At 61.1% G+C, this 25,596-nt stretch carries 23 protein-coding genes; 11 read left to right on the forward strand and 12 right to left on the reverse strand.

What is annotated here, in order from left to right; all coding sequences use genetic code 11:
- The first annotated feature begins 76 nt into the window (after positions 1-76).
- Positions 77-886 carry a phosphatase PAP2 family protein gene (locus EC919_RS10455; protein ID WP_133773675.1) on the forward strand — a complete coding sequence of 270 codons (810 nt, stop codon included), beginning with the start codon at positions 77-79 and terminating at the stop codon, positions 884-886.
- Between the two features lie 64 nt (positions 887-950).
- Here EC919_RS10455 and EC919_RS10460 read toward each other — a convergent pair whose 3' ends face one another.
- Positions 951-1,352, reverse strand: a complete 402-nt coding sequence (locus EC919_RS10460) for an RNA-binding S4 domain-containing protein (RefSeq protein ID WP_133773677.1) — start codon at positions 1,350-1,352, stop codon at positions 951-953.
- Positions 1,353-1,471: 119 nt separating this feature from the next.
- On the opposite strand from EC919_RS10460, the gene EC919_RS10465 reads away from it, so the two are divergent.
- From EC919_RS10465 to rimK, 3 genes are read left to right on the forward strand one after another with little or no spacing between them, the layout of a single operon-like run.
- The gene (locus tag EC919_RS10465; RefSeq protein ID WP_133773679.1) at positions 1,472-2,245 is read left to right on the forward strand and encodes an EAL domain-containing protein; all 774 of its coding nucleotides are present in this window, start codon (positions 1,472-1,474) and stop codon (positions 2,243-2,245) included.
- A gap of 33 nt (positions 2,246-2,278) precedes the next feature.
- A complete protein-coding gene (locus EC919_RS10470) occupies positions 2,279-2,743 on the forward strand; it encodes an ATP-dependent zinc protease family protein (protein ID WP_172613008.1) in 465 nt (154 codons plus the stop codon).
- Positions 2,740-3,645, forward strand: coding sequence for a 30S ribosomal protein S6--L-glutamate ligase (gene rimK / locus EC919_RS10475; protein ID WP_133773681.1), 906 nt, complete (start codon positions 2,740-2,742; stop codon positions 3,643-3,645). The genes EC919_RS10470 and rimK overlap by 4 nt, the downstream gene beginning before the upstream one ends.
- Positions 3,646-3,726: 81 nt before the next feature.
- Here the strand turns inward: rimK and EC919_RS10480 are convergent, their stop codons facing one another.
- Both EC919_RS10480 and ompR read right to left on the reverse strand, forming a co-directional pair.
- Positions 3,727-5,040: an ATP-binding protein gene (locus tag EC919_RS10480; RefSeq protein WP_065987439.1), complete on the reverse strand. Its 1,314-nt coding sequence runs from the start codon at positions 5,038-5,040 to the stop codon at positions 3,727-3,729.
- Positions 5,041-5,206: 166 nt separating this feature from the next.
- Positions 5,207-5,947, reverse strand: coding sequence for an osmolarity response regulator transcription factor OmpR (ompR, locus tag EC919_RS10485; RefSeq protein WP_065987440.1), 741 nt, complete (start codon positions 5,945-5,947; stop codon positions 5,207-5,209).
- A gap of 280 nt (positions 5,948-6,227) precedes the next feature.
- On the opposite strand from ompR, the gene EC919_RS10490 reads away from it, so the two are divergent.
- The 3 genes from EC919_RS10490 (at position 6,228) to gshA (ending at position 10,719) form a co-directional block, all read left to right on the forward strand.
- A complete protein-coding gene (locus EC919_RS10490; protein WP_133773682.1) occupies positions 6,228-8,552 on the forward strand; it encodes a Tex family protein in 2,325 nt (774 codons plus the stop codon).
- Positions 8,552-8,935, forward strand: coding sequence for a PaaI family thioesterase (locus tag EC919_RS10495; protein WP_133773684.1), 384 nt, complete (start codon positions 8,552-8,554; stop codon positions 8,933-8,935). Before EC919_RS10490 ends, EC919_RS10495 begins: the two co-directional genes overlap by 1 nt.
- 197 nt (positions 8,936-9,132) lie before the next feature.
- A complete protein-coding gene (gene gshA / locus EC919_RS10500) occupies positions 9,133-10,719 on the forward strand; it encodes a glutamate--cysteine ligase (protein ID WP_133773686.1) in 1,587 nt (528 codons plus the stop codon).
- A gap of 137 nt (positions 10,720-10,856) precedes the next feature.
- Here the strand turns inward: gshA and argA are convergent, their stop codons facing one another.
- Positions 10,857-12,155, reverse strand: coding sequence for an amino-acid N-acetyltransferase (gene argA / locus EC919_RS10505; RefSeq protein ID WP_133773688.1), 1,299 nt, complete (start codon positions 12,153-12,155; stop codon positions 10,857-10,859).
- A gap of 149 nt (positions 12,156-12,304) precedes the next feature.
- The gene (gene argE, locus EC919_RS10510; protein ID WP_133773690.1) at positions 12,305-13,453 is read right to left on the reverse strand and encodes an acetylornithine deacetylase; all 1,149 of its coding nucleotides are present in this window, start codon (positions 13,451-13,453) and stop codon (positions 12,305-12,307) included.
- A 165-nt stretch (positions 13,454-13,618) separates the two neighbouring features.
- Between argE and EC919_RS10515 the strand changes: the two genes are divergently transcribed.
- Positions 13,619-14,986, forward strand: a complete 1,368-nt coding sequence (locus tag EC919_RS10515; protein WP_133773692.1) for an inorganic triphosphatase — start codon at positions 13,619-13,621, stop codon at positions 14,984-14,986.
- A 426-nt stretch (positions 14,987-15,412) separates the two neighbouring features.
- Here EC919_RS10515 and EC919_RS10520 read toward each other — a convergent pair whose 3' ends face one another.
- Positions 15,413-15,883: an Lrp/AsnC family transcriptional regulator gene (locus tag EC919_RS10520; protein ID WP_133773694.1), complete on the reverse strand. Its 471-nt coding sequence runs from the start codon at positions 15,881-15,883 to the stop codon at positions 15,413-15,415.
- A 147-nt stretch (positions 15,884-16,030) separates the two neighbouring features.
- Here EC919_RS10520 and EC919_RS10525 point away from each other — a divergent pair, with 147 nt between their 5' ends.
- On the forward strand, positions 16,031-16,378 hold the full coding sequence (locus EC919_RS10525; RefSeq protein WP_133773696.1) for a hypothetical protein: 348 nt from the start codon (positions 16,031-16,033) through the stop codon (positions 16,376-16,378).
- A 112-nt stretch (positions 16,379-16,490) separates the two neighbouring features.
- Complete coding sequence (locus EC919_RS10530) at positions 16,491-18,275, forward strand: GspE/PulE family protein (protein ID WP_133773698.1); 1,785 nt, start codon at positions 16,491-16,493, stop codon at positions 18,273-18,275.
- A gap of 289 nt (positions 18,276-18,564) precedes the next feature.
- Here EC919_RS10530 and EC919_RS10535 read toward each other — a convergent pair whose 3' ends face one another.
- Together EC919_RS10535 and EC919_RS10540 are read right to left on the reverse strand one after the other, a co-directional pair.
- Positions 18,565-19,614 carry an L-idonate 5-dehydrogenase gene (locus EC919_RS10535; protein ID WP_133773700.1) on the reverse strand — a complete coding sequence of 350 codons (1,050 nt, stop codon included), beginning with the start codon at positions 19,612-19,614 and terminating at the stop codon, positions 18,565-18,567.
- A gap of 14 nt (positions 19,615-19,628) precedes the next feature.
- A complete protein-coding gene (locus tag EC919_RS10540; protein WP_133773702.1) occupies positions 19,629-20,399 on the reverse strand; it encodes a glucose 1-dehydrogenase in 771 nt (256 codons plus the stop codon).
- A gap of 276 nt (positions 20,400-20,675) precedes the next feature.
- Here EC919_RS10540 and EC919_RS10545 point away from each other — a divergent pair, with 276 nt between their 5' ends.
- Entirely contained in the window at positions 20,676-20,993 is a 318-nt protein-coding gene (locus EC919_RS10545; RefSeq protein ID WP_065987516.1) for a DUF2388 domain-containing protein, read from the forward strand.
- Positions 20,994-21,090: 97 nt separating this feature from the next.
- On the opposite strand, the gene gcvH is transcribed toward EC919_RS10545, so the two are convergent.
- From gcvH to EC919_RS10565, 4 genes are all read right to left on the reverse strand, one after another.
- Positions 21,091-21,474 (reverse strand): glycine cleavage system protein GcvH, encoded by a 384-nt coding sequence (gene gcvH / locus EC919_RS10550; protein ID WP_133773704.1) that lies wholly within the window; start codon positions 21,472-21,474, stop codon positions 21,091-21,093.
- A 66-nt stretch (positions 21,475-21,540) separates the two neighbouring features.
- Positions 21,541-22,623, reverse strand: a complete 1,083-nt coding sequence (gene gcvT / locus EC919_RS10555) for a glycine cleavage system aminomethyltransferase GcvT (protein ID WP_133773706.1) — start codon at positions 22,621-22,623, stop codon at positions 21,541-21,543.
- Between the two features lie 154 nt (positions 22,624-22,777).
- Positions 22,778-24,394: an ABC transporter permease gene (locus tag EC919_RS10560; RefSeq protein WP_133773708.1), complete on the reverse strand. Its 1,617-nt coding sequence runs from the start codon at positions 24,392-24,394 to the stop codon at positions 22,778-22,780.
- A 67-nt stretch (positions 24,395-24,461) separates the two neighbouring features.
- A complete protein-coding gene (locus EC919_RS10565) occupies positions 24,462-25,463 on the reverse strand; it encodes an extracellular solute-binding protein (protein ID WP_133773710.1) in 1,002 nt (333 codons plus the stop codon).
- Between the last annotated feature and the right edge of the window lie 133 nt (positions 25,464-25,596).

Consider the following 25,596-nt stretch of genomic DNA (forward strand, 5'->3'; position numbering starts at 1 on the left):
ACAAAATGATGACAACCGCCTATAAAGCGCGGTTTAAGCACCGCTTGGTGCACTGTCATGCCGATGGGGGCATTTTATGGACTATCCCGCGCTGTTCCAACCCAAGTGGAACGCCAAAAAATTCTTGCTGTGTAATCTGGTGGCGCTCGCACTGCTACTGCTATGGATCTGGCCCACGGGCCACGCGGCTTTCACTCACTTCGACGAAGGCCTGTTTCACCTCCTGAACCGCCCGCTTGAACAAAACAAAGCGTGGCTGTGGATCTGGACGATTGCCAGCATGCGGCCCTTCGACATCGTCGTCGGCCTGATTCTTCTCACGCTGCTTATAAAGGGCGACTGGGTGTTCAAATCGTTGCAAACCCGTGCCGCGCTGATCGGCTTCGTGCTGACGCTGATCCTTCTGCTGATCATCCGGACGGTGTTTTCCAAGATCATCGATCACAGCGCGCTGCAACATGACAGCGCGTCGATGATGATCCCTGACGCCATCAAGCTCAGCGACATATTCCCGGGGCTGGAAGACAAGTGGCAGCTCAAGGACCGTTCCAGCCAGAGCTTCCCGGGTGACCACGCCTCGGTGTTGCTGATCTGGGCGATGTTCATGAGCGTCTACAGCCGTACGGTCGGCCAGCGCGTGGTCATCTGGGCGCTGGCATTCCTGTTCATGATGCCGCGCCTGGTTGCCGGCGCACACTGGGGGCAGGACGACTACATTGGCGGCGTGATGATCGCGTTGCTTGCCCTGGGCTGGAGCTGCTACACCCCGTTCGTGGCCACTGCTACCGCCTTCCTGTTTCGACTGACCGCGCCCGTCTTCAATGTGCTGGGCCGCCTGCCGCTGCTCAAATGCCTGAGCATCATGAAGCAGGGCTCTCATTTGTAAGCTGTCTGTCGCTATCGAGCAGTCCGGGTTCGATTAACTCGCGGTCCCGGAAGCTGCGAGATTGTCAGTCGTCACCCGAACGAAAATGGAACAATTGCCGACGCTGCTTTTTGGTCGGTCTGCCGTCGGTGGTCACGCCCAGGCTTCCGGCCTTGCGCATCTCGGCGGCTTGTTCACGTTTGGCGAGGCTCTCCGGGGTTTCGCTGTACAGCAGCTGGGCCTCAGGGGCGCCACGACGGACTATCGACAACGCCTGAACCACCACGGTCCGCTCATCGAAGCCCGCTCTGATCTGGAACTCATCCCCTACCCGCGGCTCTTTTCCCGGCTTGCAGCGCTCACCGCGGCAATGAACCTTCCCGCTTTCAATGGCGGCTTTTGCCAGCGTACGCGTCTTGAAAAAACGCGCCGCCCAAAGCCATTTGTCCAGACGGACTTTGTCGTCCTCGTCTGACTTCTGTGTCATCTGAATTCCTCAATCGTGTAATGGTCAGAAACCGTACTACGTCACGCCGGGGACGCAGTAACCGCCGCCCTCGTTTACACTGCCCACCAAGACTAAAGCACCGGCTTCAGGAGAACGACGTGACAGACTTCCCAACGTCATTGACTGGTGGGTGCCAGGGCTGCAGAGAAAGCTCCGCGCTGGATCTCGAATTTGAATTCGCCTATCAGCCTATCGTGGACGTCCGCGACCGTTCGGTATTCGCTCACGAGGCGTTGGTACGTGGCGTCAACGGCGAGGGTGCCCTGTCTGTGCTGAATCGGGTCGACGACACCAACCGTTACCGTTTCGATCAATTGTGCCGAACCCGCGCGATTTCAACTGCCGCCCGGTTGGGAGTGGACGAATACCTGTCGATCAACTTCCTGCCCAACGCGGTGTATCGTCCCGAACTGTGCATTCGCAGCACCCTTGAAGCGGCTCGCGCCCACCACTTCCCGCTGGACCGGCTGATCTTCGAAACCGTCGAAACCGAGCATCTGTGTGACAACAGCCACCTCACTAACATTCTTCGCGAGTACCGCCAGTTCGGCTTTAAAACCGCCATCGACGACTTCGGTGCCGGGCATTCGGGACTGACCCTGCTTGCCGACTTCCAGCCTGACCTGATCAAGCTAGACATGGCGCTGGTGCGCAACGTCCATCTGGACCCGGCACGGCAGGCCATCGTGCGCGGCATTGTCACAATGTGTACGGACCTGAACGTTACAGTGATCGCCGAAGGCATTGAACAGGCAGGCGAACGAGACTTCCTCGCCGACTGCGGCATTTACCTCATGCAAGGCTACTGGTTCGCCAAGCCTGCATTCCAGGCGCTGGCGCACATTGATGCCGACGCCTGGCAGAACGTGTAAACGAACGGAACCGCTTTGAAAACATTTGACCATCTGACAGTCATCGGCCTCCGTGAATGGGTGGCGTTGCCCCATCTGGGCGTCGCCGGGCTGCGCGCGAAGATCGACACCGGTGCCAGCACTTCCAGCCTGCACGCGACAGAAATAGAACCGTTCGAACGGGACGGTGAGAAATGGGTGCGCTTCAACGCGCATCTCGGGACAGTGGTGCAGCTGCGCCACCGTCGCTGTGAGGCTCAACTGGTGGCGATGAAAACCATCAAGAGCTCCAACGGCCACGCTCAGGTTCGCTACGTCATTCGCACGACGCTGGCGCTAGGGGATCGGGTCTGGCCGGTGGAGTTCACGCTGGCCTGCCGCAAGGCCATGCGCTACCGGCTGCTGCTGGGTTCCAAAGCCCTGATTGATGGCCAACTGGTGGTCAATCCGGGTGTTACTTATATTCAGGACAAGCCGGTGTTCCCGGCTTCAAATCTCTCTGCCACAGGTGCTGCATGAAGATCGCTGTGCTTTCGCGAAACCCGCGTCTGTATTCAACTCGTCGTCTGGTCGAAGCTGGGATTCAGCGCGGCCATGAGGTCGTGGTGGTCGATACCCTGCGCGCCTATATGAACATTGCCAGTCATAAGCCGCAGATCCACTACCGAGGAAAACCCCTGGAAGGCTTTGATGCGGTAATACCCCGCATCGGCGCCTCCGTGACCTTCTACGGCTGTGCCGTGTTGCGTCAGTTTGAAATGATGGGCGTGTTCCCGCTCAACGAATCCGTCGCCATCGCGCGCTCCCGTGACAAGCTGCGCTCGCTGCAACTTTTGTCGCGCCGCGGCGTTGGCTTGCCCGTCACCGGCTTCGCCCACTCACCGGATGACATCCCTGACCTGATCCAGATGGTCAACGGCGCACCCCTGGTGATCAAGGTGCTCGAAGGGACGCAAGGTATCGGCGTGGTGCTCTGCGAAACCGCGACGGCGGCTGAGTCCGTGATCGAGGCCTTCATGGGCCTGAAGCAGGACATCATGGTGCAGGAATACATCAAAGAGGCCGGAGGCGCCGATATCCGCTGCTTCGTGGTGGGTGACAAGGTCATTGCGTCGATGAAGCGTCAGGCGAAGCCCGGGGAATTCCGCTCCAACCTGCATCGCGGCGGCACTGCGAGTCTGATCAAGATCACCCCCGAAGAGCGTATGACGGCCATTCGCGCCGCCAAGGTCATGGGCCTGAGTGTCGCGGGCGTCGACATCCTGCGTTCCAATCACGGGCCACTGGTGATGGAGGTGAACTCATCGCCAGGTCTTGAAGGCATTGAAACCACCACCGGCAAGGATGTCGCGGGGATAATCATCGAGTACATCGAGAAAAACGGCGGGCCGCACATGACCCGCACCAAGGGCAAGGGCTAGAGCCCAACCCCGTTTCTGTACGGAGGCGTTGGTCGCGAGCACGCCGCCCGCCCAGGGCCTCCAGGCAGAGTCACGAACGAATCAATCAGCATCCCGCGGCAGCAATAACCCCAACGGCAGCCGAACCCTGGCCTCCAGCCCGCCTCCCGACCGATTACGCAATTCGACATTGCCGCCGTGCATCGCGGCAATACGCTTGACGATCGCCAGGCCAAGTCCTGTCCCCTTGCCGCTTCTGGCGCGATCACCACGGATGAAAGGATTGAAAATCCCCTCCAGCTCCGAAGGATCGATACCCATGCCCCGGTCCAGCACGCTCAGCACCACATAGGGCGCACCGCTGTCGCCGGATACGTAGGCCGCCACTTCAACGCCGTCACCGGCATGGTGCATGGCATTGCCAATGAGATTGTTGAGCAGCCGCTTCATGGAAACCCGTCGCAGCGGGAAAGGCGGAATGGACTCCAGGCACAACCGCACCTGTTCCACCGGGTTGTTGTACGGCGCGACGACTTCGTGGACCAACTCGACCAGATCGACCTCTTCGACTTCCTCGTCGCGCCCGTCCCGGATGAATGCCAGGAATTGATCGAGGATGGCATCCATGTCTTCGATGTCGCGAACCATGCCTTCCATGAACTCGTTATTGGTCGGCATCAGTTCGAGTGACAGACGCAGCCGGGTCAGCGGCGTCCGCAAATCATGGGACACCCCGGCGAGCATGAGCTCGCGCTCCTGCCCTGCCTGCTCCACGTCTTCAGCCATCTGGTTGAACGCGCGGTACACCTCGGTGATCTCGCTGGGCGTGTCGCCCACCGGCAAACGCACACTGCGCCCCTGCCCTAACTGGCGCGCGGCGAAAACGAGACGCTTGAGCGGCTGGTTGAGCTGGCTGACGAATATCCACGCCGATGCAGTCGAGAGCAACCCGATCGCCAGGAACCAGCCCAACACGCTCCAGATTTTCTGCCCGCGCAACGGATGTGGGTACAGCGGCACCTTCAGCCAGCCATCGCCAAGACTCGGCGCTCTTACCCACAGCGCAGGGGGCGCGTGGACACGCAGGCGCACTTCAGTGTCCGCGCCCAACTCATCCTGCATCTGCCGCTGGTAGATCTCTGAGTACGGCCAGTGCTGCTCGCCTTCAGGCACACCGCCGCCTACCACACGGATAAGCCCGGCAGCATCGGCGATGGTCTGCCGGTCACTCTCATCGGCCGCCCAGTAAGCCCGCAAAGTGAGCGCAACACCGTGGCTGTATTGGCGATCAACCAGGACATCCTCGTTCATCAGCAGGTAGACGAGGGTCAGCGCCTTCGAAAACAGCACGACAATGAGCACCAGCCACAGGGTGCGGGAGAAAAAACTTTGCGGGAACCAGAGCGGTGTCTTCATAACAGCAGCTACACACTTTGCGGAAGCGAGCCGGGCTCGCGAATTTGCGGAACACATGACACAGCAAAAACCAGTCACGCCGATGGCCGCTTTCGCGAACATCGAGGTGACTGGCTAACGTAGGCGGGCGTGAGACAGGCCCGGCAGGTTACCGTCGAACTTGCTGTTACTGCTTGTTGGCGCCGTCTGGCACGAAAACATAACCCACTCCCCAGACCGTCTGAATGTAACGCGGCTTGGCAGCGTCCACTTCAATCAGACGGCGCAGACGGGAGATCTGGACATCGATGGAGCGCTCCAGCGCGTCCCACTCACGGCCACGGGCCAGGTTCATCAGTTTGTCCCGGGTCAGCGGCTCACGGGCGTGCATGACCAGCGCCTTCAACACGGCGAATTCACCGGTGGTGAGCATGTGCACTTCGTCGCCACGCTTGAGCTCGCGGGTGGCGAGGGACAGGGCGTAGTCGCCGAAAGTGACGGTTTCGTCTTCCGTGGCAGGGGCGCCAGGGACGGGGGCGGATTGACGACGCAGCACGGCGCGAACGCGGGCCATCAGTTCGTCAGGGTTGAAAGGTTTTGCGAGGTAGTCATCAGCGCCGAGCTCAAGGCCCTTGATGCGGCTGAGCTCGTCACCCTTGGCGGTCAGCATGATGATGGGGACTTGATTGTTCGCGGCGCGCAAACGGCGGCAGGCGGACAGGCCGTCTTCGCCCGGCAGCATCAGGTCCAGCACCACGAGGTGAAACACTTCGCGCGCCAGCAGCCGGTCCATTTGCTCCACGTTGGGCACAGCCCGGGCGCGATAGCCCTTGCTGTTGAAAAAGCGTTCTAGCAGGCTGCTCAAGCCCGGGTCATCGTCAACGATGAGGATTTTCTCGCCTTCAGCCGTTTGTGCAGTGCTGCTCATTGGAAGCTCCTTTGATCTCGGCGCGCATTATGGCGTAGCTGCAGTTATGCGCACCGTGTGCATTGTTAGCAGATTTTTCCTGAGTCCACATGGGTGCTCTCGCTCAGTCATTTCAGGGCGATACCCAGCGGCTGCGCGTGCTGAAACCGGCGGATCGACCGGGCAATCCCCTATTCAGGGCTCACTGGGTATAATGCGCCGCCTTCAAGGTCAGGCAACGCTCGCTCAAGGCGGTTCGCCAGCCGCTGATTTAATGCTCACACATTTGCCAGGTGGTTTTATGGACAGTATCAACAGCCGCATCGCCGAGGAACTCGGCGTCCGCCCGCAACAGGTCGAAGCGGCCGTCGCGCTACTGGATGAAGGTTCCACGGTGCCTTTCATCGCTCGCTACCGCAAGGAAGTCACTGGCAGCCTCGATGACACGCAACTGCGTCATCTGGAAGAGCGCCTGCGCTACCTGCGCGAACTCGACGAGCGCCGTATCAGCATCCTTGCCAGCATCGAAGAGCAAGGCAAGCTGACCCCTGAGCTGGCGCGCGACATCAAGCTCGCCGACACTAAAACCCGCCTTGAAGACTTGTACCTGCCGTATAAGCAGAAGCGGCGCACCAAAGGCCAGATCGCGCTGGAAGCCGGCCTGGGCGAGTTGGCCGATGGGATTTTTAACGACCTGACGCTCACTCCTGAAGCCGAAGCCGCGCGCTTCGTCGATGCCGAAAAAGGCCTCGCCGACGTCAAGGCCGTGCTCGAAGGCGCCAAATACATCCTGATGGAGCGCTTCGCCGAAGATGCGACGCTGCTGGAGAAGCTGCGCAGTTTCCTCAAGCACGAAGCCGTGATCAGTGCCCGTGTAGTGCCGGGTAAGGAGGAAGAAGGCGCGAAGTTCCGCGACTACTTCGAACACGACGAGCCGCTCAAGAGCATGCCGTCGCACCGTGCGCTGGCGATCTTCCGGGGACGCAACGAGGGCGTGCTGAGCTCGGCCCTGAAAGTCGGCGAAGAGCTGCCCGGCACTCTGCACCCCTGCGAAATGATGATCAGCGAGCGCTTCGGCCTGCAGAATCAGAACCGCCCTGCGGACAAGTGGCTGGCCGAAGTCGTGCGCTGGACCTGGAAGGTCAAGCTGTACTCCAGCCTCGAAACCGACCTGCTCGGCGAGCTGCGCGAAGGTGCCGAAACCGAAGCGATCAACGTATTTGCTCATAACCTGCACGACCTGCTGCTGGCTGCACCGGCGGGGCCACGCGCCACCTTGGGTCTCGACCCGGGCCTGCGCACGGGCTGCAAGGTCGCCGTCGTCGACAGCACCGGCAAACTGCTGGACTACGCCACGGTTTACCCCCACGTGCCGAAAAACCAGTGGGATCAGACGATAGCCGTGCTGGCGGCCCTTTGCGCCAAACACTCGGTTGACCTGATCGCGATCGGCAACGGCACTGCCAGCCGCGAAACTGACAAGCTGGCCGGTGACCTGATCAAAAAGTATCCAGGCCTGAAGATGACCAAAGTCATGGTCTCCGAAGCCGGCGCTTCGGTGTACTCGGCGTCGGAACTTGCTGCCAAGGAATTCCCGGACCTCGACGTTTCGATCCGTGGCGCCGTGTCCATCGCCCGCCGTCTGCAGGACCCCCTCGCCGAACTGGTGAAGATCGACCCGAAATCCATCGGCGTTGGCCAGTACCAGCATGACGTATCGCAGCTGAAGCTGGCCCGCGGCCTCGACGCGGTGGTGGAAGACTGCGTGAACGCCGTGGGTGTGGATGTGAACACCGCCTCCGTGGCCCTGCTGGCGCGGATTTCCGGCCTGAACACTACGCTGGCGCAGAACATCGTTGCCCACCGCGACCAGAACGGCGCGTTCAAGACCCGTGCGGCGCTGAAGAAAGTCCCGCGTCTGGGCGAGAAAACCTTCGAACAGGCCGCAGGTTTTCTGCGCGTCATGAACGGTGACAACCCGCTGGACTCGTCCGCGGTTCACCCTGAGGCGTATCCCCTGGTGCAGCGCATTGCCGCCCAGACCGATCGCGACATTCGCTCGCTGATCGGCGATGCAGGTTTTCTGAAGCGTCTCGACCCGAAGAAATTCACCGACGAAACCTTCGGCCTGCCGACCGTCACCGACATCCTTCAAGAACTGGAAAAACCGGGCCGCGATCCGCGTCCTGGGTTCAAGACCGCTGAGTTTCAGGACGGTGTCGAAGACTTGAAGGATCTTCAGCCGGGGATGATTCTCGAAGGCGTGGTCACCAACGTCACCAACTTTGGTGCGTTCGTTGATATCGGCGTGCATCAGGACGGTTTGGTGCACATCTCCGCGCTTTCGGAGAAGTTCATCAAGGACCCTCGCGAAGCGGTCAAAGCCGGCGATGTGGTGAAGGTCAAGGTGATGGAAGTGGACATTCCGCGTAAGCGCGTCGGCCTGTCGATGCGCATGAGCGACACGCCGGGCGAGAAAGTCGACGGCGCTCGCGGCGCCCGTCCGGGAGCAGCGCCGCGTCAGCAGCAAAGCAATGCCCCTCGCAAGGAAGCCTCCACCCCGGCGCCGAGCAATAACCCGATGGCGTCGCTGTTCGCCAACGCCAAGCAATTGAAGAAGCGTTGATGGATATCCCTGATGAACTGACCCAGAGCGCCTACTTCAAGACGCTCGGCTGTCGGGTGGTGCAACTGGACGAAGGTGTCGCCGTCGTGGCCTTGCCGCTGGAGCCGCACCTGCGCAATCGCGGCAATGTCATGCATGGCGGCGCCCTGTTCAGTCTGGTCGACATCACGATGGGGCTGGCGTGCTCCAGCGCCCACGGCTTCGACAAGCAAAGCGTCACCGTGGAATGCAAAATCAATTACATGCGCGCCGTGGCCGAGGGCGAAGTCATCTGCACCAGCACGGTGCTGCATGCCGGACGCCGAACGCTGGTGGTCGATGCCGACGTTCGCCAGAACGACAAGTTGGTTGCCAAAGCGCAGGGCACGTTTGCGATCGTCTAGCTGTCCGATAGCGTTATGAGTTAATTTCGGCACTGTTCAGCAGTGTCGAAATTATCTGATTTCCTTGTAGGAACGATCAGCGACGGGCATCGGCGTTAGGGCCATCAACGAGGCGAAAACGCCAGTTCCTTTCTTCACCCTTGTAGACCGCCATATCGCCCCCATATAGGGCCGACTGACGCGTGAAGGATTCCAACTTGAGCGAACTTCTCAACCGCCGCCTGACTCTGCTTGGCGAGCACTCCAACCTCTCCCTTCTGGAGAAGTGCTTGCACGGCATCGAGCGTGAATGCCTGCGCGTTACGGGCGAAGGCCGTCTGGCGCAAACACCGCACCCGGAAGCCTTGGGAGCGGCGCTGACCAACGAGCAAATCACCACCGATTACTCCGAGTCGCTGCTGGAGTTCATCACTCCGGCCCTGGCCAACCCTGCTGATACGCTGGAGAGCCTGGATAAGATCCATCGCTTCGCGTACAGCAAACTGGGCAGCGAATACATCTGGAGCCCTTCGATGCCGTGCCCGCTGCCGGCTGAAGCGGATATTCCGATCGCCTATTACGGCACCTCCAACATCGGCAAGCTCAAGTACGTCTACCGTCAGGGCCTTGCCCTGCGTTACGGCAAAGCAATGCAGTGCATTGCCGGCATTCACTACAATTTCTCATTGCCCGAGGCCATCTGGCCCGTGCTCAAGCAGGACGCGAAATTCGAAGGCGATGACCGTGATTTCCAGTCCGAAAGCTATATCGGCCTGATACGCAACTTCCGCCGTTACAGCTGGCTGCTGATGTACCTGTTCGGCGCGTCGCCAGCTCTGGACGCCAGCTTCCTGCGCGGCCGTTCGCATCAGTTGGAGCAGTTCGACGCCGAAACGCTTTACCTGCCCTACGCCACCAGCCTGCGGATGAGCGATCTGGGTTACCAGAGCAATGCCCAGGCGGACCTGACGCCTTGCTACAACGACCTGCTGACTTACACCGACAGCCTGCGCCGCGCGGTGGCGACGCCCTACGCGCCTTACGTCGAAATCGGCACGCACAAGGATGGCGAGTGGATTCAGCTCAACACCAACGTGCTGCAGATCGAGAACGAGTACTACTCGACTATTCGCCCGAAACGCGTCACCTATTCCGGCGAACGCCCTATTCAGGCGCTGGTCGCGCGCGGCGTGCAGTACGTGGAAGTCCGCTGCCTGGACATCAACCCGTTCCTGCCGGTCGGCATCGACCTTCAGCAATCGCGCTTCATCGATGCGTTCATCCTGTATTGCGCGCTGCACGACAGCCCGCAGCTGGCGAACAACGAGTGCGGCAACGCCAGCACGAACTTCCTCACCGTGGTCAAGGAAGGTCGTCGTCCCGGCCTGCAACTGAACCGCAACGACACGACGATCGACCTGAAAGTCTGGGCCAACGAGATGCTGGACACGATCAGGCCAATCTGTGAACTGCTGGATGCCAGCCAGGGCACGGATGAGCACGTCAAGTCGCTGGACGCTCAACGGGCGAAAGTGGCAGACGCCTCTCTGACGCCTTCGGCACAGGTGCTGGCTGCGATGACCGAGCACAAGGAAGGCTTCACGGCCTTCTCACTGCGCCAGTCACAGGTTCACGCTGATCATTTCCGCAGCAATCCGCTGAGCGCCGAGGACCAGACCCACTTCGAGAGCAAGGCCCGCGAGTCCCTGGCTCAGCAAGCGGAGCTGGAACAGACCGAAGAGAAAGTGGATTTCGACACGTTTGTGGGTGCGTATCAGGCGAGCATTCTGGCGATCAGCAACTGATCAAAATGGGTCGTGTCATCAACTGACACGACCCGATCAACCCTGGGGGAGTGCCACGCCCTTCCTACATTGGATTTCGGGCAAGCGCGCTCCTACGGGAGTCGAGCGGATGCCGGTGTTGAATCCGGCATGACGCCCTAAATCGCCTTTTCGAAAATCTTCGAATTACGCTGATAGTTGTACAGCGACGCACGCGCGCTGGGCAGGCGATCAACGCTGCTGGCCTCGAAACCGCGCTCCTGGAACCAGTGCGCGGTACGGGTTGTAAGGACGAACAGGGTTTTCAGACCCAGCGCCCGGGCGCGTTCTTCGATGCGTTCGAGCAACTCGTCGCCGCGCCCGCCGTGGCGGTACTCGGGGTTGACCGCCAGACAGGCCAACTCACCCGCCTCGGAATCCGCAATCGGATACAGCGCCGCGCAAGCGATGATCAGGCCTTCGCGCTCGACCACGCTGAACTGCTCGATTTCCCGCTCCAGCACTTCCCGCGACCGACGCACGAGGATGCCCTGCTCTTCCAGCGGCGTGATGAGGTCGATGAGCCCGCCAACGTCGCCGATCGACGCTTCGCGCACCAGTTCGAATTGCTCCTGCGCCACCAGCGTGCCGCCGCCCGCGCGGGTGAACAGCTCGGAGAGCAGCGCACCGTCTTCGGCGTAGCTGACGATATGACTGCGCGCCACACCACCGCGACACGCCTGAGCCGCCGCATCCAGCAGCTCCGCCTGGTAGTTGCTGCCCAGGCGCTGAAGGTGCGCGGGTACCTGCTGTGGACGCAGCTCACGGACCAATCGACCCTGCTCGTCCAGCAAGCCTGACTCAGCGCCAAACAACAGCAGCTTTTCCGCCCCCAGATCAATCGCTGCGCGCGTCGCAACGTCTTCGCAGGCCAGGTTGAAGATCTCGCCGGTGGGCGAATATCCCAGCGGTGACAGCAACACGATGGAGCGCTCGTCGAGCAGACGACTGATGCCCTTGCGGTCGATGCGGCGTACTTCGCCGGTGTGTTGGAAATCGACGCCTTCAAGGACGCCGATCGGGCGCGCCGTGACGAAGTTGCCACCCGTGACGCGCAACCGCGAGCCCTGCATCGGCGAGGCGGCCATGTCCATCGACAAACGCGCTTCGATGGCAATTCGCAGTGCCCCGACGGCGTCGATCACGCATTCAAGCGTGGCGAAATCAGTCACGCGCATGTCGTGGTGGAAATGCGGCGTCAGGCCACGGGCCTGCAAGCGGCTTTCGATCTGCGGGCGGGAGCCGTAAACCAGCACGAGGCGCACGCCGAGGCTGTGCAGCAACACGAGGTCGTGGACGATGTTGCCGAAGTTCGGGTGCTCGACGCCATCGCCCGGAAGCATGACGACGAAGGTGCAATCCCGATGGGCATTGATGTAAGGAGACGCGTGGCGGAGCCAATTGACGTAATCGGGCATATCCGAAAGGAGCCTGTAGTGGATGGACGAAGGGTGAAAACACTCAAGACGGCATGAGCCTTATCGTCGGAACAGGCATCGCAACACGCGTACTCTCCTTTTCGGGTAATTCTGAGACAGGCCCTGACTCAAGCAGCACATGGGCGCGCTCAAGGGGTAGCCAGGCAGTAATGTTCGATCAATTGACGTAACAGACGCACTGTAGGCTGCAAACGTGACATTTCAAGATACTCACCGGGCTGGTGCGCACAGGCAATATCCCCAGGCCCCATCACGATGGTTTCGCAACCAAGGCGCTGAAGATAAGGTGCTTCGGTGCCAAATGCCACTGCTTCGGCCGTATGACCGGTCAGACGCTCGGCGATTCGCACCAGTTCCGCATCGGCGCTTTCTTCAAACGGGGATACTTCCGAAAACAGCGGCGCGTAATCGATCTGCACCTGATGAAGTTCGGCGACGGGCTGCAGTTTCTGCCGAATTGCGGCGCGCAGCACTTCAGGGTCCATGCCCGGCAGCGGGCGCAGGTCGAACTCCAGCGAGCATTGCCCGCAGATCCGGTTCGGGTTGTCGCCGCCATGAATGCAGCCGAAGTTCAGGGTCGGTTGCGGCACGCTGAACTGCGGATTGCGGTATTGCTCCTGCCATTGTCGGCGCAGGCCTTTCAGCTCGCCAATGGCGTCGTACATGGCTTCAAGGGCGCTGCGCCCCAGGCTCGGGTCCGAGGAGTGACCGCTGCGGCCGAGGATCTCGATGCGTTCCATCATCACGCCTTTGTGCAGGCGGACCGGCTTGAGGCGGGTCGGCTCGCCAATGACCGCCGCGCGCCCCAGCACACCGCCCGCCGCAGCCAGCGCCTTGGCACCGGCCATCGAGCTTTCCTCATCGCAGGTCGCGAGGATGATCAGCGGCTGCTTGAACGGCTGATCGAGCAGGGGCTGCAGCGCTTCAATAGCCAGAGCGAAGAAGCCCTTCATGTCGCAGCTGCCCAGCCCTACCCAATTGCCGTCGACTTCGGTCAGTTTCAGCGGATCGGTCTTCCACAGCGCATCGTCGTAAGGAACCGTATCGCTATGGCCCGCCAGTACCAGCCCGCCCGGGCCGGTGCCATAGGTCGCCAGCAGATTGAACTTGCCCGGGCTCACGTGCTGGATGTCGCAGGCAAAACCCAGATCCCCCAGCCAACCTGCCAGCAGATCAATGACAGCGCGATTGGACTGGTCGAGCGCAGGCTGCGTACAGCTCACAGAAGGTGCGGCGATCAGGGCGGCGAACTGGTCTTTCATGGACGGCAACGGCATAGGCGACTCCGGTGATGGGGTGCGACACGCCAGCCATCATAGGTCGATTGGCCCGCATGAATAAACTGTCACGGTTGATGTCCTGTACACTGCACGGCCCACGCAGCTGTGTCGATTCCGGCTGCGACCCCGTTATCAGCGATAGAGCGTTTGGATTCTCCGGCCATGCAGAAAGAAACCGAAATCAAACTCCGCGTCAGCCGCGAAACCCTCATAGCCCTGCGCGAGCACCCGTTGCTGAAAAAGCGCAACAAGAGCGGCTGGGAGCGGTTGGAGCTGTTCAATCAGTACTTCGACACTCCCGAGCGCGAGCTGGCCCACGCCAAGGTTGCACTGCGCCTGCGCCGCGACGGCGACGCAATCATTCAGACCCTCAAGACCCGCGGCCAGAGCGTCGCAGGCCTGTCCGAGCGCAACGAATACAACTGGGACGTCCCCAAGGCCAAGCTGGACCTGAAGAAGCTCGACGGTGAGTGCTGGCCGGAGCAGCTGGCGGACCTGGACAAGAAAACCATCAAACCGGTGTTCACCACTGATTTCGTCCGCGAGAAAGCGGAAATCGCCTGGGGCCGTGGCAAGTCCAAGGTGGTGATCGAGGCAGCGCTGGACCTGGGTAAGGTTGTCGCCGGCAAGCAGCAGGAAGAAATCTGCGAGCTGGAGCTTGAGCTGCGCGAAGGCGATCCTGCCGCGCTGCTGGAACTGGCCGCAGAGCTGGCCGAGAAGCTGCCGCTAATGCCGTGCGATATCAGCAAGGCCGAACGTGGCTATCGTCTGTTCGACGCCAGCAGCTACTCGATCAAGCTGCCGACGCCCGAGCTGCATGGCGAGCTCTCGGTAGACGACGCGTTCAGCGCCATCGCCTGGTTCCTGCTTGGCAGCAGCCAGCGCCTGGCCGAGCAATACCGTTTCAACGGTCACTGGAGCCTGTTGCAGGAATGGGTCGAAGTGCTCGCTGAACTGCGCGCTCTGGCTGGCAGCCTCGGTCAGGCCGCTCCGCGCGCAACGACCCATGACCTGCGCGCTGCCCTGGACGCCTTGCTGGAAGACTGGCGCACGCTGGTGCTCGCCGGCCAGGAGGATGGCGATGTACGCGCCGCCGCCCATGAGCAGTTCATCGAAGAGCTGCAGGACACCCGCTGGGGCCTGTTCTCGCTCACGACATCGCGCTGGTTGATGGCGCGCAGCTGGACGGTCGAGCGCAACAACCGTGGCAACCGGCAGGGCCACGCGATGCTTAGCAGCTGGTTGCCGCGTTTCCTGGGCGATGAAGCCACCGCGCTGAACCTGCCGCGCTACCAGCAGCAGCCGGAAGACCTTGCCGAGCAGCTGCCACGCATCGAGCGCATCCAGGTCTGGCTGCATTACGCCCGCCAGGCCCTCGACCTGCCTGAGCTGGATCGCTTGTACGGCGAGTTGAACAAGCTTGAGCAACTGGCGCACCTGGACATCACCGACGAACTCCTTGATGCCCGCGTCCAGCAAACCATCACCGTGCTGCAAAGCCGGGCGTGGAAGACATTGTTGAAGTTGTAAGACGCCGTATGGATGGGACGGCTGGCGCGGTTGGTAGGACCGGCTGACGTTGTTTCGTAGGACCTGCTTTAGCCGGGAAGAGGCCAGCCTGAGCATCCTCAATTTCGCAGTGCGCCTACCAACGCTTTCCCGGCTGAAGCCAGTCCTACGAAAGGCACGCGGTGTGTCAGTAGGACCGGCTTTAGCCGGGAAGACGTCAGCCTGAGCACCCTCAGTTTTGTGGTGTGTCTACCGACGCTTTCCCGGCTGAAGCCAGTCCTACGAAAGGCACGCGGTGTGTCAGTAGGACCGGCTTTAGCCGGGAAGAGGCCAGCCTGAGCACCCTCAGTTTTGTGGTGTGTCTACCAACGCTTTCCCGGCTGAAGCCAGCCCTACGAAAGGCACGCGGTGTGTCAGTGGGACCCGCTCCAGCCGGGAATTGGCAACCTATCTGCCAATCGGCAAGCTGGTCGTGGATTTGATTTCCGACAGCGCGACCGTTGAATTCACTTCCTGAATGCCCGGCACCAGCGAGAGCTTTTCGAAGAAGAATCGCTCGTACGCTTCGATGTCCGGCGTGACGATGCGCAGCAAAAAGTCCACCGACCCCATCAGCACATAGCACTCCAGCACTTCGGGAAAACCACGGATCGCTTCGGTGAATTCAGTGAAGTTGGACCGACCGTGGGCGTTGAGTTTTACCTCGGCAAAAATCTGCGTGTTCAGGCCAATCTTCTTGCGGTCCAGCAGTGTCACCTGCCGCCGGATCACGCCCTCCTCCTTGAGCCGCTGGATCCGCCGCCAGCAAGGCGACTGCGACAGGCCGACCTGCTCGGCGATCTGCGCGCTGGACAGCGACGCATCCTCCTGCAGCAGCGCGAGAATCCTGCGATCGAAGGCATCCAGCGCAATTTGCATAGTCAATTCCTGAAAGGAGTCCGTTGCACATAAACAAGTCTGATACAGACTAATACAGCGCATCTTCGATCAGAAATTTCTTTTTCAGCGTGTAAAACTCCCTGCCATTGAACGTCATTACCACGACGAGATTGTCAGGAGATCCCCATGCCGCATTTCGAACCCGCCAGCCCTGCACCTTTTCGCCACGATGCTTGGTCCGTCGGCAACGCTCATTGCCTGTCGCGCTATCAAATCCTCGCCGAGGCAGAAGCTGACGTACTCTGCCGGCTGCTCAACTTGTTCGCGATGCAGTACCTGATTCCCCAACAGGTCAGCGTGTTGCAGCAGGAAGGCGTGCTTATGGTGAGCATTGAGGTGGGCGGCATGACGTGGCACCGCGCTCAGGTAATTGGCGAAAAAATGCGCAACCTGGTCAGTGTTTGCTCGGTCGAACTTGAACCCGTGGGCGATTTGCACGTCGTAACCGAGGCCGTCTCACTCGCCGCCAGTTGAGCGCTCCGAAAATATTGGCAACGCTTCGCTACCGGCAGGGCGCAACAACTGGCACGCTTGGGACTACTCTTGCTCAACACCGAAGTAAGCCGTCTCGTCCCAAGGAGCCCGCATGTCCGTCCTCGCCTCATCATCTCAGGACCGCTGGCTGGATCTGAACGAAGTATTGCGTGACCTCGTCGCGCAGGGATACCTCGATCAGGACAATGCCGAATATGCGCTCACGCTGCGCCGAGCCGCGCAGAATCTCCACGCCCACCCGCTCGAACTCATCGCCACCCAGCAGTTCGATAACCACAAGCGGCCCGGCAAGAAACTCGACCTTGAAACCCTGACCGCCTGGCTGGCGGAGCAATCCGGCCAGCCGTATCTGCGCATTGACCCGCTGAAGATCAACGTCGCCGCCGTGACCCCGTTGATGTCCTACGCCTTCGCCCAGCGCCACAAGATTCTGGCGGTGGACGTCGATCGCGACGCGGTGACCATCGCCAGCGCGCAGCCTTACGTGAGTGCGTGGGAAGCCGACCTGACCCACGTACTGAAGATGCCGATCAAACGCGTCGTCGCCAATCCCGTCGACGTGCAGAAACTGGCCGTCGAGTTTTATCGGCTGGCGAAATCGGTCAGCGGCGCGAGCGCCAGCGATCAGAAAACCAGCAACATGGGCAACTTCGAACAGTTGCTCAAGCTGGGCGCCAGCGATCAGGAGCCGGACGCCAACGACGCGCACATCGTCAATATCGTGGACTGGCTGTTCCAGTACGCCTACCAGCAGCGGGCGAGTGATATTCACATCGAGCCCCGCCGTGAGGCCGGCACCGTCCGGTTCCGCATCGACGGCGTGCTGCATAACGTGTATCAATTCCCGCCCCAGGTGGCGATGGCCGTCACCAGCCGCCTGAAAAGCCTGGGCCGGATGAACGTGGCCGAGAAGCGCAAGCCACAGGACGGTCGGGTCAAGACCAAGACGCCTGACGGTGGCGAAGTGGAGCTGCGGCTGTCGACGCTGCCCACGGCCTTTGGCGAAAAGATGGTCATGCGTATTTTTGACCCGGAGGTGCTGCTCAAGGACTTCGACCAGCTCGGGTTCTCCGGCGATGACCTGCGTCGCTGGGAGGGCATGACGCGGCAGCCCAACGGCATCATTCTGGTGACCGGCCCGACCGGTTCCGGCAAGACCACAACGCTGTACACGACGCTGAAGATGCTGGCGACTTCGGAGGTGAACCTCTGCACCATCGAGGACCCGATCGAGATGGTTGAGCCGGCGTTCAATCAGATGCAGGTGCAGCACAATATCGACCTGACCTTTGCCAGCGGCGTGCGTGCGCTGATGCGGCAAGACCCGGACATCATCATGATCGGCGAGATTCGCGACCTGGAAACCGCAGAAATGGCGATTCAGGCGGCATTGACCGGTCACTTGGTGCTGTCGACGCTGCACACCAACGACGCGCCCAGCGCCATCAGCCGTCTGCTGGAGCTGGGCGTGCCGCATTACCTGCTCAAGGCGACGATCCTCGGCGTGATGGCCCAGCGTCTGGTGCGTACGCTGTGCCCGCATTGCAAGGCGCCGATCGAAATGGATGAAGTGGACTGGCAGACCCTGACGCGGCCGTGGCAGGCGCCAGTGCCAACCGGCGCGCACCGGGCGGTGGGTTGCGCGGAGTGCCGCGACACGGGTTATCGCGGGCGTGCGGGGGTGTACGAGATCATGCTGATGTCGGACGCCGTGAAGTCGCTGATCACGGCGGACCTGGACCTGACGGCGTTGCGTCGCCAGGGCTTCAAGGACGGCATGCGCAGCCTGCGGCTGTCCGGCGCGCAAAAAGTCGCAGCGGGGCTGACGACGGTTGAAGAGGTGCTGCGCGTGACACCGCAGAGCGACCAGCGCTAGGCCCGCCGACTGTAGGAGCGCGCTTGCCCGCGAAAACGTCAGATGACTCATCACCGAGTTAACGGACACACCGCAATCGCTGTAGGAGCCGGCTTGCTGGCGAATGAGGCGTGTCAGTCGATGCATTCGTAGCTGACGTAACGCCGTCGCCAGCAAGCCGGCTCCTACGGAATTTGGGTGGGTCAATTTACCTTTGTGTTAGACGATCTGACGCCTTCGCGGGCAAGCGCGCTCCTACAGGTTTTACGCGCCGGCAATCACCGATCACACCTTCATCAACGCCGTGCTTTCACTGGTCCGGCACCCCGAAATCCAGCACGACTTTCATCGCCTGCTGCTTGTCTCCCGCCAACTCGAACGCCTGCACCGCGTCCTGAAACTCGAGGGTGTGGGAGATCACCGGCGTCACGTCGATCACCTTGCGATTGAGCAAGTCCACCGCCTGGGCGAATTCGGGGTGGAAGCGAAAGGTGCCGCGCAGGTCGATTTCCTTGCCCACCACCAGATTCAGCGGAATCGCCACATCGCCACCGAGGCCGACCGTCACCACAATTCCGCGCGGGCGCAGGCAGGTCAGGCCATCGCGCAAGGCTTGCGCGCTGCCGGAGGCCTCGAACATCACGTCGAAATAACCCTTGTCGGCGGTATAGCGCGCCAGTGCTTCGGGCTCGTCGCGCAGATTGTGGGTTTCGCTGGCGCCCATGCGGCGCGCGCAGGCCAGCGCGCTGTCGCTCAGGTCTGCGGCAATAATCTGCAACGCACCCGCCGCGCGCAGGCTGCCGATCAACAGGTTGCCAATCGGGCCGCAGCCGGTCACCAGCACACGCTTGCCGAACACGCCGCCGGCGCGCTGGATCGCATGAAGCCCGACCGACAGGGGCTCGGCCAGTGCGCCCTCAGCCAGCGTCGTGGTCGGCGCCAACACATGGGCCTGGCTTGAGTCGATCACCAGATGCTCGCGGAACGCGCCCTGAATGTGCGGAAACGGCATCGCGCTGCCGTAAAAACGCATGTACAGGCAATGGTTGGGCAGGCCTTCGTGACAGTACTTGCAGTCACCGCATGGCCGTGACGGCGATACAGAAATCCGCTGTCCGACGCTGAAAGCGCTCTGCGCGTCGCCGACTTCATCGATGACCGCCGAGATTTCATGGCCGAGGACCATCGGCTCTTTCAGCCGAACGGCACCGAAGCCGCCGTGCTGGTAGTAGTGAAGATCCGAGCCGCAGATCCCGCCGCGAGCAACGCGTACGCGCAACTGGCCGGCAGACAACGGCAACGCTTCGTTGCCGGGCTCGACACGCAGGTCTTTCGCGGCATGGCAGACAATCGCTTGCATGATCATTCTCCGGATTACAGCGATGCCGTGATGGCACCGTCGACGTACAGGATGTGGCCGTTGACGAAACTGGCCGCGTCCGAGGCCAAAAACACCGCCGCGCCCGCCAGCTCCGACACTTCGCCCCAACGACGGCTCGGCGTGCGTTGCACCAGCCAGTCGCTGAATTCGGTGTTGGCCACCAGCGCAGCGTTCAGCTCGGTCTTGAAGTAGCCCGGCCCGATGCCGTTGACGTTGAGACCGAACGGGCCCCAGTCGATCGCCATGCCCTTGGTCAGCATCTTCAGCGCGCCCTTGCTTGCCGTGTACGGCGCGATACCCGGGCGCCCCAGCTCGCTCTGCACTGAACAGATATTGATGATGTGCCCGCGTCCACGGGGGATCATGCACCGCGCGACGGCCTGACCGACAAAGAACGCGCTGTCCAGGTTCGTGCGCATCAGCTCGTGCCAGTCAGCCTCGGCGAACTCCGCCAGCGGCCCACGGCGTTGTATGCCGGCGTTGTTAACGAGGATTTCCAACGGTCCGACGCGCTCTTCGATTTCCTTAACCGCAGCGGCGACCGCTGCGCTGTCCGTCACATCAAAACGCTGGGTGTGAACCGCATGCCCCTCGGCCGTCAGCGCCTGGGCGGCCGATTGCAGCGTCTCGGCACTGCGGCCATTGAGCACGACCGTGGCTCCCGCTTCGGCCAAGCCCCGGGCAATTGCCAGACCAATGCCTGCGCTGGAGCCGGTAATCAGCGCCACCCTGCCGTCGAGACGAAAACTTTCCAGAACAGCCATAAAGCCCTCCTATTGTTTTTGTGGCTAGAGTCTTGATTGGCTGCGCCAGCTCGTCCTCCTGTCAGATACGGAAGGTTCGCTGCGCAGATTGCAGTCACCTTACTCTGCCCGATCGACTTCTCACCGTCATCAACAGCGACTCGGTGAACGTTGATGAACTCTCAGTCCGGGACGACTTTGCAGGTCGAGGTGATATGACGCCCTGCCCATGGGGAACTAGAACGGAAGATGGCGTATCAAATCGTTTCAGAACAAACCAACATCGGAGTACCCATCATGCGTCTTAAACTTGCTGTAGCCACGTTAGCTTTGCTTTCCCTGCCGGTCGGTTCAGCAATGGCCGACGGTTTTCTGCGGGATGTGCTTTCGTCTGGTGCTACTACCGGTTCCACCTACCTCACCTTCCGTCACCACAAGCTGATCGTTGCCGCACAAGACGACGCTGGCAGCTTCGTGGCGAGCAATGGCGAAATCCGTGGCCCATACCTGGAAGCAGCCATGGATCAAGTGCGCAAAGACAATCCCGCCCTGAAGGCATCGGACATGGACTTGGCAAACGCCATCCTGGCTAAGAATCTGGTTGCCGAGCAATAAGTTGGACCTGTTGTGACGAGTCGGCGGCATAACGCCGATCCCGCTCCCACAAAAAAGCCGCTCATCCGAGCGGCTTTTTTATGTCTGACTGATCGGGTTATTCGCCGATCAGCGCCTTGTAGCCGGCTGCGTCGAGCAGCTTGCCCAGGTCAGCGGCATTGGCAGGCTTGACCTTGAAGATCCACGAATCGTAAGGCGAGTTGTTCAATGCCTCTGGCTCACCGGCCAGCGTCTCGTTGACTTCGACGACTTCGCCCGCCACGGGCGAGTAGATGTCTGAAGCAGCTTTTACCGACTCAACGACGCCGGCCTGATCGCCAGGGGCCGCGAAAACCTTACCCACCTCAGGCAGCTCGACGAACACGACGTCACCCAGCGCTTCCTGCGCATGATCAGAGATACCTACAACGATCAGATCACCCTCTTGCTTCGCCCACTCGTGGCTCTCGGCAAAACGCAGGTCGGCGGGAATAGTGCTCATGTTCTTATCCTCTCTACTTCATCAGGTCAGCGGAAAAACCCGCCAGGGATGGCTTTCAAATCAAGGTTATATCAGGGCCTTGCCGTGACGCACGAATGCGGGTCGAACCACTCGGACCGGGTACCACTTGCCCCGGATTTCCACCTCGGCACGGTCAGCGGTGGCCATCGGCACTCGCGCCAGCGCGATCGACTTGCTTAGCGTAGGAGAGAAACTACCACTGGTGATCTCTCCTTCGCCAACTTCCGCTATTCGGACGACCTGATGAGCGCGTAAAACGCCGCGTTCTTCGAGGACCAGTCCTACAAGCCTTGAGGAGATGCCTCGCTTTCTCTCCGCTTCGAGTGCAGAGCGCCCGATGAACTCGCGCTCTTCAGGCATCCAGGCCACCGTCCAGGCCATGTTGGAAACCAGCGGCGAGACCTGTTCGTCGATTTCCTGTCCGTACAGGTTCATGCCCGCTTCCAGGCGCAGCGTATCGCGGGCCCCCAGTCCAATCGGGGAAATGCCGGCGCCGACCATGTCGTTGAAGAAACTGCAGGCTTCGGTGGCCGGCAGGATGATCTCCAGGCCGTCTTCACCGGTATAGCCCGTGCGGGCGATGAACCAGTCGCCTTCCTGCTGGCCTTCGAAGGGTCTGAGGGTGTGGATAAGCGCGGTGCGTTCCTGATTGACCAGTTCGCCGATCTTCTGCCGGGCGTTCGGCCCCTGAATGGCAAGCATGGCCAGCTCCGAGCGGTGCTTGACGCGCACGTCGTAGCCGGCAAGGTTGGCGTTCATCCAGGCCAGGTCCTTGTCGCCGGTGGCTGCGTTGACCACCAGTCGATAACCTTCGTCGGTCTGGTAGACGATCATGTCGTCGACGATGCCGCCATGGGTGTCGAGCATCGCGCTGTAAAGCGCCTGCCCGGTCTGTTGCAACCTACCGACGTCGTTGGCCAGCAGATGCTGCAGCCAGGGCTTGGCCTGACTGCCGGATACGTCGAGCACATGCATGTGCGACACGTCGAAAATTCCGCAGTCCCGGCGCACCTGATGGTGCTCCTCGACCTGGGAGCCGTAGTGCAAGGGCATGTCCCAACCACCAAAATCGACCAGCTTCGCGCCGAGCGCGAGGTGCAGGTCAAAGAGGGGCGTACGCTGTCCCATGGGTTTCTCCTTCCGGGCGTGGCGAAGACGCAGTCACTGGCAATCCCGCAAATCCCCCGTGAATTGGGGTCTGAAACCTTTGCTAATTTGCGGAATTGTCTGACAGACCGAGTCGATTGCGGCGCATTGTAGCCGCAAGGTTAGGACCCCGCACCTAACCAATCGGCTTGGCCGAACGTCTGATCAAACCGATGACCGGGAGCAGCCCGACCAGCACCAGGGTCAGCGCAGGCAAAGCCGCACGCGCCCACTCACCTTCGCTGGTCATTTCGAAGATGCGCACGGCCAGCGTGTCCCAGCCAAACGGGCGCATGAGCAGCGTGGCGGGCATTTCCTTGAGCACATCGACGAAGACCAGCAGTGCAGCGCTCAACGTACCCGGTACGAGCAGCGGCAGATAAATCCTGAAAAACAATCGTGGTCCGCTGACACCCAGACTGCGTGCGGCTTCGGGCAATGACGGGCGAATGCGCGACAGGCTGTTCTCGAGCGGCCCGTATGCGACCGCGATGAAGCGCACCAGATAAGCAAGCACGAGAGCCCCCAGGCTTCCCAGCAGCAACGGCCTGCCAGCGCCACCCAGCCAGCTGGATATCGGCACAACCAGTTCCCGATCCAGGTAACTGAACGCCAACATGATCGACACCGCCAGCACAGAGCCGGGCAGCGCGTAGCCGATGTTGGCGACGCTGACGCCTGAGCGTATGGCGCGGGTGGGGGCGAGACGCCGGGCAAAGACGAGGATCATCGCGACGCACACCGTGACCAGCGCTGCGATGCCGCCCAGATACAGCGTGTGCAGGATTAGCCCGGCGTAGCGCTCGTCGAGGTCGAAGCGCCCGCGCTGCCAGACCCAGACAATCAACTGCAGCAGCGGCACCACGAACGCGCAGGCGAACACCAGTCCACACCATGAGCTGGCGGCGGCGGCTTTCATGCCGCGCAGGTGATACAGCGCCTTGACCCTCGGGCGCTCGTTGCTCGGCCGGCTCGCCCCCCGTGCGCGATGCTCGCCGTACAGCAGGACCATGACGGCCAGCAGCAGCAGGCTCGCCAGTTGCGCGGCGCTCGACAGGCTGAAGAAGCCGTACCAGGTTTTGTAGATCGCGGTGGTGAAGGTGTCGAAGTTGAACACCGACACCGCGCCGAAATCCGCCAGGGTTTCCATCAACGCCAACGCGACACCGGCACCGATCGCCGGCCTCGCCATGGGCAATGCCACGCGCCAGAACGCTTGCCACGGCGACTGCCCCAAAATGCGCGCCGCCTCCATCAGGCCTTTGCCCTGCGCCAGAAATGCCGTACGCGCCAACAAATACACGTAGGGATAAAACACCAGCACCAGCACGATAATCACACCGCCGGTGGAACGCACCCGAGGCAGACGCAGGCCGGAACCGAACCACTCGCGCAACAGCGTCTGCACCGGGCCTGCAAAGTCCAGCAAACCCACAAACACGAACGCGAGCACATACGCCGGAATAGCAAACGGCAGCATCAGTGCCCAGTCAAGCCAGCGCCGCCCCGGAAACTCACACAACGCCGTCAGCCACGCCAGACTCACGCCCAGCAGCGTAACGCCCAGCCCTACGCCAATCACCAGCGTCAGGGTGTTGCCCAGCAGCCGTGGCATCTGGGTTGCCCAGAGGTGCGACCAGATCTGTTGATCAATGGTCTGCCAAGAGAACAGCAGCACGCTTAACGGCAGCAGCACCAGCGCGGCAATGGTGAAAACCAGGGGATACCAGCGACGCTGGGGGGAGTGGGCCAAAAGGGTTACTCATGGAGAGTTGCAGATTGACGAAGCCCGCGATCATTCGGGGGCCTTGGTCGAAAGATCAGTTCCAGCCTGCGCGGTCCATCATGCGAATCGCCTCGGCCTGCCGCCGACCGGCTACTTCCACCGGGATCGTGTCCGCCTTGAACGCGCCCCAGCTCGCCACCTCTTCAGATGGTGCGACTTTCGGGTTGGCCGGAAACTCCTGATTGGTGCCGGCGAATATCGTCTGGGCTTCGGGGCCCGTCATCCATTCCACCAGTGCTTTGGCCGCGTCGGGGTGAGGTGCGTATTTGGTCAAGCCAATGCCGGAAAGATTGACGTGCACGCCACGGTCCGACTGATTGGGCCAGAACAGGCGCACGGCGAGAGCCGGATTGTCCTTGTGCAAGCGACCGTAGTAGTAGGTATTGACGATGCCGACGTCGCATTGGCCGGCATTGATGGCTTCCAGCACCGCGATGTCATCGGAAAACACGTCAGTCGACAGGTTGTTGACCCAGCCCTTGAGGATCTTCTCCGACGCCTCGGCGCCGTGGGTTTCGATCAGCGTGGCGGTCAGGGACTGGTTGTAGACCTTTTTGGCGGTACGCAGGCACAGACGCCCTTCCCACTGTTTGTCGGCCAGCGCTTCGTAGGTGGTGAGTTCTTCAGGTTTGACGCGGTCGGTGGAGTAGGCAATGGTCCGCGCGCGCAGGCTCAGGCCGGTCCAGCTGTGGGTGGAAGAACGGTATTGCGAGGGAATGTTGGCATCGATGACCGGCGAGGTGAACGGCTGCAAGATACCCATCTGCTCAGCTTGCCAGAGGTTGCCTGCGTCGACGGTGAGCAGCAGGTCAGCCGTTGCGTTCTGACCCTCGGCCTTGATGCGCTGCATCAGCGGCGCTTCCTTATCGGTGATGAACTTGACCTTCACGCCGGTCTTGGCGGTGTAGGCATCGAACACCGGTTTGATCAGCTCATCGATTCGGGAGGAATACACCACCACTTCGTCTGCGGCCTGGGCGGTGCTGCCGAGCACGGTTAATGCCAGGGCAGCCAAAAGACGCTTGCTCGCCTGCATGCAGGTTCTCCTGATTCGAGAGAGGGGAAAAACGAGGCGAAATGGTAGTGAATCGCATCTGCCATCTCAACCGAAGTCAGGATTGAGCCGTTACTGGATGTTGCGGGGTCTTAGTGTTGAAGATCTGAATGGA

The sequence above is a fragment of the Pseudomonas graminis genome, assembly GCF_004364335.1.
Classification (GTDB): domain Bacteria; phylum Pseudomonadota; class Gammaproteobacteria; order Pseudomonadales; family Pseudomonadaceae; genus Aquipseudomonas; species Aquipseudomonas graminis_D.